Source organism: Pseudomonas soli (assembly GCF_021283165.2).
In the GTDB taxonomy this organism is placed as follows: Bacteria; Pseudomonadota; Gammaproteobacteria; order Pseudomonadales; family Pseudomonadaceae; genus Aquipseudomonas; species Aquipseudomonas soli.
Map to the genome: position 1 here is coordinate 5,512,034 of NZ_CP128543.1, position 12,644 is coordinate 5,524,677.

Consider the following 12,644-nt stretch of genomic DNA (forward strand, 5'->3'; position numbering starts at 1 on the left):
TCAGCCGGTGATCATCGGCAGGTCCAGGCCCTGCTCCTTGGCGCAGTCGATGGCGATCTGGTAGCCGGCGTCGGCGTGGCGCATCACGCCGGTGCCCGGGTCGTTGGTCAGTACGCGGGCGATACGCTCGGCGGCCTCATCGGTACCGTCGCAGACGATGACCATGCCCGAATGCTGGGAGAAGCCCATGCCCACGCCACCGCCGTGGTGCAGCGAAACCCAGGTGGCGCCGCCTGCGGTGTTGAGCAGGGCGTTGAGCAGCGGCCAATCGGAGACCGCGTCGGAGCCGTCGCGCATGGCTTCGGTTTCGCGGTTGGGGCTGGATACCGAGCCCGAGTCCAGGTGGTCACGGCCGATGACGACGGGCGCCGACAGCTCACCGCTGCGCACCATCTCGTTGAACGCCAGGCCCAGCTTGGCGCGCAGGCCCAGGCCAACCCAGCAGATGCGCGCCGGCAGGCCCTGGAAGCTGATGCGCTCGCGGGCCATGTCCAGCCAGCGGTGCAGGTGGGCGTCGTCGGGGATCAGTTCCTTGACCTTGGCGTCGGTCTTGTAGATGTCTTCGGCATCGCCCGAGAGCGCGGCCCAGCGGAACGGGCCGACGCCGCGGCAGAACAGCGGGCGGATGTACGCCGGGACGAAGCCCGGGAAGTCGAAGGCGTTGGCCACGCCCTCTTCCTTGGCCATCTGGCGGATGTTGTTGCCGTAGTCGAAGGTCGGGATGCCCTGCTTCTGGAAGTCGAGCATGGCTTGTACATGTACGGCCATCGACTGTTTCGCGGCCTTGACCACGCCTGCCGGGTCGGTCACCGCGCGGTCGCGGTACTGCTCCCAGGTCCAGCCGGCCGGCAGGTAGCCGTTGAGCGGGTCGTGGGCGCTGGTCTGGTCGGTGACCATGTCCGGGCGCACGCCACGCTTGACCAGCTCAGGCAGAATCTCGGCGGCGTTGCCGTGCAGGGCGATGGAGATGGCCTTGCCTTCGGCGGTGTACTTGGCGATGCGCGCCAGGGCGTCGTCCAGGTCAGTGGCCTGCTCGTCGACGTAGCGGGTCTCTAGGCGGAAGTCGATGCGGCTTTGCTGGCACTCGATGTTCAGCGAGCAGGCGCCGGCAAGTGTTGCCGCCAGTGGCTGGGCGCCGCCCATGCCGCCCAGGCCCGCGGTCAATACCCACTTGCCTTTGAGGCTGCCGTTGTAGTGCTGGCGGCCGGCCTCGACGAAGGTTTCATAGGTGCCCTGGACGATGCCCTGGCTACCGATGTAGATCCAGCTGCCAGCGGTCATCTGGCCGTACATGGCCAGGCCTTTCGCGTCCAGTTCGTTGAAGTGTTCCCAGTTGGCCCAGTGCGGTACCAGGTTGGAGTTGGCGATCAGCACGCGCGGGGCGTTGCTGTGGGTCTTGAACACGCCGACCGGCTTGCCCGACTGCACCAGCAGGGTTTCGTCGTCTTCCAGGCGGGTCAGGGTTTCGACGATCTTGTCGTAGCACTCCCAGTTGCGCGCGGCGCGGCCGATGCCACCGTATACCACCAGCTCTTTCGGGTTTTCGGCGACCTGTGGGTCGAGGTTGTTCATCAGCATGCGCAGCGGAGCTTCGGTGAGCCAGCTCTTGGCGGTCAGCTTGTTGCCACGCGGGGCACGGATTTCTACGTCACGGTACTTGTTGTTGTCAGTCACGGGGATGTCCTCTGCGGTCGTCCGACGGCATGTGTGTGTCGTGGCGACTATACAAACACATCTTTACTTGTATGTACAAGCATAGGCAACTAAAAAGAGTGCCCATTCCTCGGAGAAACGAAAAAGGGGCCGCTGTGCGTCCCATCGCTGGCAAGCCAGCTGCCACAGGGTTCACTTGGCCCATGTGGGAGCTGGCTTACCAGCGATGGGCTGCACAGCAGCCCCTTTCAACGATGACAGGTCAGTGTGAAATCAGCTCGATCAGGCAGAACCGCCCCTGTACATCCACTTCCAGCAACCCTTCATTGCCATCGACACGCAGGCAGTCATACCGCCCAAGCTGCTGCGTCTCCTCCCCAGCCAGCCCCACCTCGACATGAGTGCTGGCGGCAAACAGCAATAGCGTCGAAGCCGAGCTGAACAACCGATTCGAACCATCGAACCACTGCAACCGCGCCCGATACCGCTGCGGCGCATAGATCAGGTTGAAGTCGCGTATCGCCCCACCCAACAACTTGCAGCTCACCTGGCTTTCACCATTGAAGGCGAAGGCGTCGAACGGCAGCAACGGCCGGCTGGCTTGGCCATCGACCAGCAGGCGCATGCCATCGCCCTGCAACACGGTGATGATCCGCTGGTACCCGGTGAAGCTGGAAAAACCACCGGACTCCTCGATATCGGCGATCGACAGGCGCCAGCCGAAACCGTCCAGGCTGTCGCCTGCGTCGCGGGTGATTTCTTCGGTGAAACCGCCACCGTTTTTCCAGGGCATGCGCGGATAATCCTGGGCACGCAACAGCTGCAACTGGGTCATTTGCTGAATCGTCCTTCCAGACGGTGACGGGAACCGGGGTGGATCAGGCGCGCAGCGGTGACTGGCTGGCGTCCCGACCAGGTGCGACGACGGATCAACAGGCACGGCTCGCCCCGCTCGATCTGCAGCAGCTTGCATTCTTCAGGTTCGGCAAGGATCGCCTCGACCACGTGCTCGCCTTCAGTGAGCGGCGCCACCTGCGACAGGTAGGCGTAGGGCGTCTGCCGGGTGAAATCCTGCTTGAGGTAGTCCGGAGCGATGGCGGCGTTGACGTAGCGATCCTCGATCTGCACCGGCACGCCATTTTCGTAATGCACGATCAGCGAGTGGAAGACCCGCTGGCCTTCGCGCATGTCCAGGGCCAGGGCGCGTTCGGAACCGGCGGCTTCCTCGGCAAGCTTTATCACCTGGCAGCTATGCTGGTGGCCACGTCCGGCGATCTCGTCGGCGATGTTGTTGACCTCGAACAGCGCCGAGCGGCTCTTGGGTTCGGCGACGAAGGTGCCGACGCCCTGCATGCGCACCAGCAGGCCTTCGGCGGTGAGTTCGCGCAGGGCGCGGTTGATGGTCATGCGGCTGAAGCCCAGCTCGCTGACCAGTTCGCTTTCCGATGGCACCCGGTGATGAGGCGGCCAGCTGCCGCTCTCGATCTGCTGGATGATCATGTGTTTCACCCGGGCGTAGAGCGGCGCCGGCCCTTCGCCCATCTGGGCAACCAGCGCGGAGACAGGAAGTGTCGGCACGGCGTTGAATCCTTGTGCGGTTGGAGTGAACGGTAGCTTGCCGGAGTTTACCCGGCAGGCAAACGGCTGTATATGTATATACAAGTTAACAATAACAGGATTTCACCGATGCCCGCCTACTTCGCCGAACGCGCCCTGCTCCCTTCGGGCTGGGCCCGCAATGTCCGCCTGGAGGTCGCCGCCGACGGTCGGCTGGCCGCGATCATGGCCGATGCCGACGCCGAGGGCGCCGAGCGCCTGGCCGGGCCGCTGCTGCCGGGCATGCCCAACCTGCACTCGCACGCATTCCAGCGGGCCATGGCGGGGCTGGCGGAAGTGGCCGGCAATCCCAACGACAGCTTCTGGACCTGGCGCGAGCTGATGTACCGCCTGGTCGGCCGGATCACGCCGGAACAACTGCAAGTGATCGCGCGCCAGCTGTATATCGAGATGCTCAAGGCCGGCTACACCTCGGTGGCCGAGTTCCACTATGTGCACCATGACCAGAACGGCCAGGCCTACGCCGACCCCGCCGAGCTGTCACGCCGCATCAGCGCCGCCGCCGGCGCCAGCGGCATCGGCCTGACGCTGCTGCCGGTCTTGTACAGCCATGCCGGCTTCGGCGGCCAGGCGCCCAATGACGGGCAACGGCGCTTCATCAACTCAACCGAACAATACCTTCGCCTGCAACAGCAGCTAGCGCCATTGCTGGCACTACAGCCGGCGCAGGCACTGGGACTGTGCTTCCACTCGCTGCGCGCCGTGACACCGGAGCAGATCGCCGATGTGCTCGGTGCCAGCGACAAAACCTGCCCGATCCATATCCACGTTGCCGAGCAACAGAAGGAAGTCGATGACTGCCTGGCCTGGAGCGGCCGCCGTCCGCTGCAATGGCTGTACGAGCATGTCGATGTCGATCAGCGCTGGTGCCTGGTCCATGCCACCCACGCCGAAGGCGACGAAGTCGCCGCCATGGCCCGCAGTGGCGCGGTGGCAGGCCTGTGCCTGACCACCGAGGCGAACCTGGGTGACGGCATCTTCCCGGCGTTGGACTACCTGGCCCAGGGCGGGCGGATGGGTATCGGCTCGGACAGCCATGTGTCCTTGAGCGTGGTCGAGGAACTGCGCTGGCTTGAGTACGGCCAGCGCCTGCGTGACCAGCGGCGCAATCGCCTGTATCGCGCCGATCAACCGATGGTTGGGCGAACCTTGTACGACGCCGCGCTGCTGGGCGGTGCCCAGGCGCTGGGGCAGCCGATCGGCGAGCTGGCCGTGGGCAAGCGGGCGGACTGGTTGGTTCTCGACGGGCAGGATCCGTATCTGGCCGTGGCCGACGGCGATGCCATTCTCAACCGCTGGTTGTTCGCGGGTTCTGATCGCCAGGTGCGCGATGTGATGGTCAACGGGCAGTGGGTGGTGCGCCAAGGGCGGCATGAACAGGAGGAGCAAAGCGCGGCAGCGTTTGTACAAGTGCTGCGACAGTTGCTGGACTGACAGTCGAAACATCGCGGGGCCCGCTCCCACGAGTACGTGTGGGGAGCGGGTTTGACGCGCGATGGCGTCCTCAATGCCGGGCGACGATGCTCTTGTCGGGCGTGCGCCAGATCAGGCGGCTGGTATCAAAGCCCTGCTGCCGCGCCTTGGCCAGCAGGTTCTCACGCTCCCACGCCGGCAACGAGGGCGTACGCGAAAGTATCCACAGGTACTTGCGGTCCGGGCTGCCGACGATCGCCGTGCGATAGCGCTCGTCGACGAACAAGATCCAGTAGTCCCCCTTGGCCACCCCGGGCACCAGGCGGGTGAACCAATTGTCGAACTCCACCCACAGCTTGTCGGTGTGCCCCGCCTGCTGCGGCGTGGCATGGCCCTCGGCCCGCAGCCATTCATCACCCAGGGTACGGCAACGGTTCAGCACGCCGACCGTGCCATCGGGCTTGAGGTTGTAATGGGCCTCGGACTGGGCGCAACCGTCCTGGTACTTCATTGGCAGGCGCGCCAGCTCGAACCATTTGCCCTGGTAACGCTTGAGGTCGACCGCACCTGCGGTCTTCGGCGCCAGCGGGTGGGTGGCCGAGGTGGCGCAGCCACCCAGCAGCATCACCAGGCACACGCCCAGCAGCAGGTGCAGGTGCCTCATTTGAGGCCCTGCCCGGAATACATCAGGACCTTGTCCGCCGCGTACTGCACGCTGATGAAGCTCTTCTCGTCACCCCAGGTGCAGCTGCTCATGCCCAGCGCGCCGGAACACTCCTTGGGCGTGCCGAGCAACTGCTCGACCTCGGCCTTGTTCATGCCGGCCTTGAGCTTGGAATAGTTTTCCTGGTTGATCTTGCTGCAGGCGGTCAGGACGACGCACAAGGACAACAGGGCGAGGGAACGCAACGACATGAAGGGACACTCCTGGAGATGGATACACAGGCGCGAGGGCCTGCAGGGAGCTTAGAAGGGAAAAAGGCTCCTCGGTTCCCTGGCCGACGAGGTTTCGTTGTGCACCGTTGGTCGCCTGGCGCGCAAACGATTAATGTTTTATCTCTGCGCGTCGACATAGAGCGGTTGTGTGGCCTTTTGCCGCACCCCTCCCCTTCGTGCCCGTGCGCAGATTCCAAGAAAAATGACCAAGAACCTCAAGTTCAGCCACAAGATCCTGCTGGCCGCCGCTCTGGTGGTGGCCGTCGCCTTCACTTGCTTCGTCCTGTTCAACGACTACCGACAGCGTCAGTCGCTGCGTAGCGACACCGAGTCGACGCTGCAATCGCTGGGGAACCTCACCGCCGGCAACATCCGCACCTGGCTCGACAGCCGTATCCAGCTGGTGAACTCGGTGGCCCAGCAGATTGCCGTCGACGGCCCCGCCAAGAGCAGCCTCGAGCGCATCCTGGCGCTGCCGGTGTACGGCAGCAACTTCATCCTCACCTACTTCGGCGGCCAGGATGGCAGCATGCAGTCGGTGCCGGTGGGCAACCGCGCCGCCGACTACGACCCGCGCGTGCGCGGCTGGTACAAGGCGGCCAGCGCCGCGGGCCAGACCATCGTCACCGAACCGTACATCTCGGTATCGGCCGGCAAGCTGGTAATTACCCTGGCCACTCCGGTGCAACAGGGCGGGCGCATGATCGGCGTCAGCGGTGTCGACACCGATCTGCAGACCATCAGCAACCTGGTCAACACCCTGGACTTCGGCGGCCACGGGCACGCCTTCATCGTCAACGGCGAGGGCAAGGTGCTCATCCACCCCAAGGGCGAACTGGCGCTCAAGCCCCTGGCGGATGTCTACCCTGGCAGCAACCTGCGCATCGGCAGCGGCCTGAAGGAAGTGGAAGTCGAGGGTCGCAAACAGTTCATCAGCTTCACCCACGTCGATGGCGTGCCGTCGGCGGACTGGTACGTGGCGCTGGTACTGGACCAGGACGCAGCCTTCGCCATGCTCGGCGAACTGCGCACTTCGGCCGTGGTGGCGACACTGATCGCGGTGGTGGTGATCATCGCCCTGCTCGGCTTGCTGATCCGCGTGCTGATGGAACCGCTGCACGTCATGGGCCGCGCCATGCGCGACATCGCCGAGGGCGAAGGCGACCTGACCCGGCGCCTGGCCATCCACGCCCAGGACGAGTTCGGCAGCCTGGCGCAGTCGTTCAACCGCTTCGTCGAGCGGATCCACGAATCGATCCGCGAAGTGGCCTCGGCCACCGGCCAGGTGAATGCCGTGGCCGGTCAGGTGGTCAGCGCCTCGAACGCCTCGATCCACAACGCCGACCAGCAGTCCAGCCGCACCAGCAGTGTCGCCGCGGCGATCAACCAGCTCGGCGCCGCCGCCCAGGAAATCGCCCAGAACGCCGCCCTCGCCTCGCAGCATTCCAGCGCCGCCCGCGGCCTGGCCGAGGAAGGCCAGCAAGTGGTCGGCGAGACCATCGATGTGATGAACCAGCTATCGGCGCGCATCAGCGATGCCAGCGGCAACATCGAGACGCTGAATAATCACACGGCGAACATTGGTCAGATCCTCGATGTAATCAGCGGCATTTCGCAGCAGACCAACCTGCTGGCGCTCAACGCGGCCATCGAGGCGGCCCGTGCCGGCGAAGCCGGACGCGGTTTCGCGGTAGTGGCCGACGAGGTGCGCAACCTGGCACACCGCACCCAGGACTCGGCACAGCAGGTGCAGCGCCTGATCGAGGAGCTGCAGGCCGGCGCCCAGGTGGCCGTGAGCACCATGAACCAGAGCCAGCAGCACAGCGACCGCAGCGTCGGCATCGCCAACCAGGCCGGCGAACGCCTGTGCAGCGTCACCCAGCGCATCGGCGAGATTGACGGCATGAACCAGTCGGTGGCCACCGCCACCGAAGAGCAGACGGCCGTGGTCGAGTCGATCAATGTCGACATCACCGAGATCAATACGCTGAATCAGGAAGGGGTGCAGAACCTGCAGAGCACCTTGCGTGCCTGCACCGACCTGGAGCATCAGGTCGAGCGGTTGAAGCATCTGGTGGGTAGCTTCAGGATCTGAGATGGCTGGGGCCGCTTCGCGGCCCCACTGGCACTAGAACCTGGACCCAGGCTCCAGCAAGAAGTCCATCTCTTCACTGGTGCTCGGGCGGTTCAGCACCAGGTTGCGGTGCGGGAAGCGCCCGAAGCGGGCGATCACCCGCTGGTGCTGCTCGGCATAGTCGAGGAAGCCTTCGAACAACCGACGGTTGGCCTCGGGCTGCTCGTCCAGCAAGGTCTGGTAACGCTCGACGCACAGATTTTGCCAGTCCAGCACCTCCGCATGCTCCAGCACAAGCAGCACGAACACCCGCTGGATCGGCAGCAGCTGGTAGTCCCAGCCCTTCTGCAACCCCTGCATGGCCACTACCTGGGCACGCCGGTCACCCTCGAAGGCACGCGGCGTGTCGCGATAGATCATGCGCGGCAGCTGATCCAGCAGCAGCACCAGACCGAGCCAGCCCTGGGGGCTCTGCTGCCACTCGTCGAGCCCGCCCGCCAGGGCTTGCTCGACCAGGTCGCCGAACAGCGCCTGGGCATCGGCGTCGTGATGCTTGCCGAACCACAGCGTGTTCTTCTCGTCAGCCACGGCCTGGGCACTCGTGCCCCAACCGAACCACCACTCCAGCAACGGCTGCCAAGGTGCGAGCATGACTTACTCCTTGTGGTAGGCGGTGACGCGCTCGACCTCTTCCTTCGAGCCGAGGATCACCGACACGCGCTGGTGCAGGCTCTCCGGCTTGATGTCGAGGATACGCTCGTAACCGTTGGTGGAAGCGCCGCCTGCCTGTTCGATGATGAACGACATCGGGTTGGCTTCGTACATCAGGCGCAGCTTGCCCGGCTTGCTCGGCTCGCGGGCATCGCGTGGGTACATGAACAGGCCGCCACGGGTCAGGATGCGGTGCACGTCGGCCACCATCGAGGCGATCCAGCGCATGTTGTAGTTCTTTTTCAGCGGCCCGGTCTCGCCGGCCAGCAGCTCGCCCACGTAGCGTTGCACCGGGGCTTCCCAGTGACGCTGGTTGGACATGTTGATGGCGAACTCGGCAGTGGTGGCCGGTACCTGGATGTTTTCGTGGGTCAGGACGAAGCTGCCCAGCTCGCGGTCCAGGGTGAAGCCCTTGACGCCGTTGCCCAGGGTCAGGATCAGCATGGTCTGCGGGCCGTAGATGGCGTAGCCGGCGGCGACCTGCTGGGTGCCTGGCTGCAGGAATGCGTTCTCGTTCAGGGTTTCGTTCTGGCTCAGGTATTCGTTCGGGCAACGCAGCACCGAGAAGATGGTGCCGACCGAGACGTTGACGTCGATGTTCGACGAGCCGTCCAGTGGGTCGAAGACCAGCAGGTAGGCGCCTTTGGGGTACTTGCCCGGGATCTGGTAGGCATTGTCCATCTCTTCGGAAGCCATGCCGGCCAGGTGACCGCCCCACTCGTTGGCTTCGAGCAGGATGTCGTTGGAAATCACGTCGAGCTTCTTCTGCACCTCGCCCTGCACGTTCTCGGTGCCCATGCTGCCCAGCACGCCGCCCAGGGCGCCCTTGGACACGTGGTGGCTGATCTCCTTGCACGCACGCGCCACCACTTCGATCAGGAAGCGCAGATCGGCAGGGGTATTGTTGCTGCGGGTCTGCTCAATCAGATAGCGACTCAGGGTAACGCGGGACATGTATGGCTCCGAAAAGGAAAGGGGGAGAAAAACCCCCGCAGTTTACAGGGAGAGTGACGGGCTAGCGAGCAAAGAGACTCGACTGGCGGATCAGACGGCGCTTTGACCATTGAGTTCATGCAGCTGGTCGATTGGGGCTGCCGGGCAGCCCCACGCTTCAATCCAAGGCCTTCCAGATCTCGGTCGCATACTCGCGAATGGTCCGGTCCGACGAGAACCAGCCCATCCGCGCCGTATTCAGCACCGCCACGCGCCACCAGTCCTGCGGCGCGTGCCACAACTCCTCGACCCGCCGCTGGGCGTCCCAGTAGGCATCGAAGTCGGCGCACACCAGGAAGCGGTCGTAGGCGATCAGCCCGTCCACCAACCCGGCATAGCGCGCTGGATCATCAGGCGAGAACACCCCGCTGCGAATCGCCTGCAGCACGTCGCCCAGACGATGGGAGGCGGCGATCGCCGACGCGGCGCCAAAGTCGCCGCTGCGTTTGCGCGCCTCCACCTGCTGCGCGGTCAGGCCGAAGATGAACATGTTCTCCGCCCCCACCTGCTCGCACATCTCGACGTTGGCGCCGTCGAGCGTGCCGATTGTCAAGGCGCCATTGAGGCCAAACTTCATGTTGCTGGTGCCGGAGGCCTCGTAACCCGCCGTGGAAATCTGCTCGGACAGGTCCGCCGCCGGGATGATGCTCTCGGCCAGGCTGACGTTGTAGTTGGGCAGGAACACCACTTTGAGCAGGCCTCGTACCGTGGGGTCGTTATTGACCACCCGGGCGATGTCGTTGGCCAGCTTGATGATCAGTTTGGCCTGGTGGTAGCTGGCCGCCGCCTTGCCGGCAAAAATCTTCACCCTGGGCACCCAGTCGGTGCTGGGGTCATTGCGGATGGCCTGGTACAGCGCCACGGTGTGCAGCAGGTTGAGCAATTGCCGCTTGTACTCGTGAATGCGCTTGACCTGTACGTCGAACAACGCCTCCGGATTCACCGTCACCCCCAACCTGTCCTGGATGATGCTAGCCAGGGCGCGCTTGCTGTGCAGGCGCTGGGCGGCGAACTGCTTGCGGAAGGTAGCTTTGTCGGCATGCGGCGCCAGCCCCTTCAACTTGCCTTCAGGATCGTCGAGCAGCTCGGGACCCAACGCCTCGATCAACATCGCGGTGAGCAGCGGGTTGGCCTGATACAGCCATCGGCGGAAAGTGATGCCGTTGGTCTTGTTGTTGATCCGTTGTGGATAGAGCTTGTGCAGCTCGGCGAATACCGTGCTTTTCATCAGTTTACTGTGCAGCGCAGAGACACCATTGACGCTGTGCGAACCAAGGAACGCCAAGTTGCCCATGCGCACACGCCGGCCATTGTCTTCCTCGATCAACGACACGGCACGCAGCACGTCGAAGTCGTGCAGACCTTTGGCCCGCAGGGCATCGATATGGTAGGCGTTGATCAGGTAGATGATCTGCATGTGCCGCGGCAGCATGCGCTCCATCAGCGCCACCGGCCAGGTTTCCAGAGCCTCGGGCAGCAGCGTGTGGTTGGTGTAGGCCAGAGTCCCTACGGTCAGCTCCCAGGCTTTTTCCCAGGGGATTTCGTGCTGGTCCACCAGTAGACGCATCAGTTCGGCCACGGCGATCGACGGATGAGTGTCATTGAGCTGAATGGCAGCGGCGTCCGGCAGGTTGAGCAGGTCCTTGTGCATGTTCAGGTGGCGCCGCAGCAGGTCCTGCAGGGAAGCCGATACAAAGAAGTACTCCTGGCGCAGGCGCAGTTCCTGACCCGCCTCGGTGCTGTCGGCCGGATACAACACTCGCGAGATGCTTTCGGCGCGGGCCACTTCGGCCACCGCGCCCAGGTGGTCACCTGCATTGAAGCGCTCCAGGTGCAGCTCCTCCAGCGCCCGGGCACGCCACAGGCGCAAGGTGTTGACGCTGGAGCCGCGCCAGCCGACCACTGGGGTGTCGTAGGCCACCGCACGAACCGTCTCGCCCGGCCACCAGACCTGACGCTGCTGGCCGTTACCTTCGTTCACGGTCTCGACACTGCCGCCGAAACTGATCGGGTAGATCACCTCGGCCCGCTCGAACTCCCATGGGTTGCCGAAGTCCAGCCAGTTCTCAGTTTGCTCCTGCTGCCAGCCATCGACCACCGCCTGACGGAACAACCCATGCTCGTAGCGAATGCCATAGCCATGGGCCGCGATACCGAGGGTCGACATGCTTTCCATGAAGCACGCCGCCAGGCGCCCGAGGCCACCGTTGCCCAGCGCCGCGTCAGGCTCGAGCAGGCGGATGCGCTCCAGGTCGACGTCCAGCCCCTCGAGGGCCTCGCGGGCGATCTCCAGGTAGCCGAGGTTGCTCAGGCTGTCGTACAGCAGGCGGCCGATGAGGAACTCCAGGGAGAGGTAATACACCCGTTTCTGGCTACGTCGGTAGGCCTGGCGAGTGTGATCCATCCAGTGGTCGACCATATGGTCGCGAGCCGCCAGGGCGATGGCCTCGAACCAGTCGTGGTCGAAGGCGTGTTCCGGGTCCTTGCCGACCGCATAGGTCAGCTTGGCCAGCACGGCGGCGCGAAACTCGGCCACTTCTTCATGATGAGCTTTGGCCTCACGGGCCTTGTTTTCCTGGGACATGCGGCATCCTCGGGCAAGTAGGCGAAAGCGCAGGGAGAGTGTTCAGCCTAGACGCTCTGACACACAGCGACAGCGACGGTTCGCGGTTTTCATCCACCGTTTGCGAAACCGGCAAAAGGTTGTTCACAATTTGAACAACTCCGGTATCATCGCGCGCCCCAAAACCGTGATTTTCCTTGCAAGAATAAAACCGCAACCATGAAACCGACCCTGATCGCCGCCGCTGAAGTCGACCGCCTGGAGACTTGGCAGCGCTATGCCAGCCACATGTGTGGTGGCTGCCACTCGACCTGCTGCACCCTGCCGGTGGAGGTGAAGATCAAGGATCTGATCCGCATTGGCGTGGTGGACGAGTTCGAGAAGGACGAGCCACCGAAGAACATCGCCAAGCGCCTGCAGAAGGACGGCATCATCGAACGCTTCAACCAGAAGTCGGGAATCTTCACCCTGACCCGGATGAGTAACGATGACTGCCTCTATCTGGACCGCAAGAGCCGTCTGTGCACCATCTACGACAAGCGCCCGGATACCTGCCGCAACCATCCCAAGGTCGGACCGCGGCCGGGGTATTGCGCGTACAAGCCCAAGGTGGTCGGGCGCTGAGACTGCGCCACGCCTGAAATGTCGGGACTGCAAAGCAGCCCGTATTTCTGAAGGCAAACA

At 64.0% G+C, this 12,644-nt stretch carries 11 protein-coding genes and 1 pseudogene; 4 read left to right on the forward strand and 8 right to left on the reverse strand.

Annotation, left to right across the window (positions count from 1 at the left end; translation table 11 throughout):
* The 3 genes from hutU to hutC form a co-directional block, all read right to left on the reverse strand.
* Nucleotides 1-1,674, reverse strand: coding sequence for a urocanate hydratase (hutU, locus tag LU688_RS25395; RefSeq protein ID WP_038706939.1), 1,674 nt, complete (start codon nucleotides 1,672-1,674; stop codon nucleotides 1-3).
* Between the two features lie 241 nt (nucleotides 1,675-1,915).
* Complete coding sequence (locus LU688_RS25400) at nucleotides 1,916-2,488, reverse strand: HutD/Ves family protein (protein ID WP_094011049.1); 573 nt, start codon at nucleotides 2,486-2,488, stop codon at nucleotides 1,916-1,918.
* Nucleotides 2,485-3,195: a histidine utilization transcriptional repressor HutC gene (gene hutC, locus LU688_RS25405; protein ID WP_167335938.1), complete on the reverse strand. Its 711-nt coding sequence runs from the start codon at nucleotides 3,193-3,195 to the stop codon at nucleotides 2,485-2,487. Before hutC ends, LU688_RS25400 begins: the two co-directional genes overlap by 4 nt.
* Nucleotides 3,196-3,339: 144 nt before the next feature.
* Here hutC and LU688_RS25410 point away from each other — a divergent pair, with 144 nt between their 5' ends.
* On the forward strand, nucleotides 3,340-4,704 hold the full coding sequence (locus tag LU688_RS25410) for a formimidoylglutamate deiminase (protein WP_104444788.1): 1,365 nt from the start codon (nucleotides 3,340-3,342) through the stop codon (nucleotides 4,702-4,704).
* A 70-nt stretch (nucleotides 4,705-4,774) separates the two neighbouring features.
* Here LU688_RS25410 and LU688_RS25415 read toward each other — a convergent pair whose 3' ends face one another.
* Together LU688_RS25415 and bamE are read right to left on the reverse strand one after the other, a co-directional pair.
* Nucleotides 4,775-5,347: a lipocalin family protein gene (locus tag LU688_RS25415; RefSeq protein ID WP_160291131.1), complete on the reverse strand. Its 573-nt coding sequence runs from the start codon at nucleotides 5,345-5,347 to the stop codon at nucleotides 4,775-4,777.
* Nucleotides 5,344-5,598: an outer membrane protein assembly factor BamE domain-containing protein gene (bamE, locus tag LU688_RS25420; protein ID WP_011536093.1), complete on the reverse strand. Its 255-nt coding sequence runs from the start codon at nucleotides 5,596-5,598 to the stop codon at nucleotides 5,344-5,346. Before bamE ends, LU688_RS25415 begins: the two co-directional genes overlap by 4 nt.
* 223 nt (nucleotides 5,599-5,821) lie before the next feature.
* On the opposite strand from bamE, the pseudogene LU688_RS28105 reads away from it, so the two are divergent.
* Nucleotides 5,822-6,859: pseudogene (locus LU688_RS28105) on the forward strand (cache domain-containing protein); the annotation flags it as partial.
* A 66-nt stretch (nucleotides 6,860-6,925) separates the two neighbouring features.
* The gene (locus tag LU688_RS28110; RefSeq protein ID WP_376752403.1) at nucleotides 6,926-7,714 is read left to right on the forward strand and encodes a methyl-accepting chemotaxis protein; all 789 of its coding nucleotides are present in this window, start codon (nucleotides 6,926-6,928) and stop codon (nucleotides 7,712-7,714) included.
* A 33-nt stretch (nucleotides 7,715-7,747) separates the two neighbouring features.
* Here the strand turns inward: LU688_RS28110 and LU688_RS25430 are convergent, their stop codons facing one another.
* From LU688_RS25430 to LU688_RS25440, 3 genes are all read right to left on the reverse strand, one after another.
* Nucleotides 7,748-8,344 carry a DUF924 family protein gene (locus LU688_RS25430; RefSeq protein ID WP_046853890.1) on the reverse strand — a complete coding sequence of 199 codons (597 nt, stop codon included), beginning with the start codon at nucleotides 8,342-8,344 and terminating at the stop codon, nucleotides 7,748-7,750.
* A gap of 3 nt (nucleotides 8,345-8,347) precedes the next feature.
* Nucleotides 8,348-9,358, reverse strand: a complete 1,011-nt coding sequence (locus LU688_RS25435; RefSeq protein WP_038706942.1) for a class 1 fructose-bisphosphatase — start codon at nucleotides 9,356-9,358, stop codon at nucleotides 8,348-8,350.
* 157 nt (nucleotides 9,359-9,515) lie between these two features.
* Complete coding sequence (locus tag LU688_RS25440) at nucleotides 9,516-11,981, reverse strand: glycogen/starch/alpha-glucan phosphorylase (protein WP_094011045.1); 2,466 nt, start codon at nucleotides 11,979-11,981, stop codon at nucleotides 9,516-9,518.
* Nucleotides 11,982-12,179: 198 nt separating this feature from the next.
* Here LU688_RS25440 and LU688_RS25445 point away from each other — a divergent pair, with 198 nt between their 5' ends.
* A complete protein-coding gene (locus LU688_RS25445) occupies nucleotides 12,180-12,584 on the forward strand; it encodes a YkgJ family cysteine cluster protein (protein WP_023628812.1) in 405 nt (134 codons plus the stop codon).
* Nucleotides 12,585-12,644: the final 60 nt, after the last annotated feature.

Bases quoted from the DNA above. Each gene is read 5' to 3' on its own strand.
- bamE (WP_011536093.1), bottom strand. From the start codon at position 5,598: ATGTCGTTGCGTTCCCTCGCCCTGTTGTCCTTGTGCGTCGTCCTGACC.
- LU688_RS25440 (WP_094011045.1), bottom strand. From the start codon at position 11,981: ATGTCCCAGGAAAACAAGGCCCGTGAGGCCAAAGCTCATCATGAAGAA.
- LU688_RS25435 (WP_038706942.1), bottom strand. From the start codon at position 9,358: ATGTCCCGCGTTACCCTGAGTCGCTATCTGATTGAGCAGACCCGCAGC.
- LU688_RS25410 (WP_104444788.1), top strand. From the start codon at position 3,340: ATGCCCGCCTACTTCGCCGAACGCGCCCTGCTCCCTTCGGGCTGGGCC.
- LU688_RS25430 (WP_046853890.1), bottom strand. From the start codon at position 8,344: ATGCTCGCACCTTGGCAGCCGTTGCTGGAGTGGTGGTTCGGTTGGGGC.
- LU688_RS25415 (WP_160291131.1), bottom strand. From the start codon at position 5,347: ATGAGGCACCTGCACCTGCTGCTGGGCGTGTGCCTGGTGATGCTGCTG.
- LU688_RS25445 (WP_023628812.1), top strand. From the start codon at position 12,180: ATGAAACCGACCCTGATCGCCGCCGCTGAAGTCGACCGCCTGGAGACT.
- LU688_RS25400 (WP_094011049.1), bottom strand. From the start codon at position 2,488: ATGACCCAGTTGCAGCTGTTGCGTGCCCAGGATTATCCGCGCATGCCC.
- hutC (WP_167335938.1), bottom strand. From the start codon at position 3,195: ATGGGCGAAGGGCCGGCGCCGCTCTACGCCCGGGTGAAACACATGATC.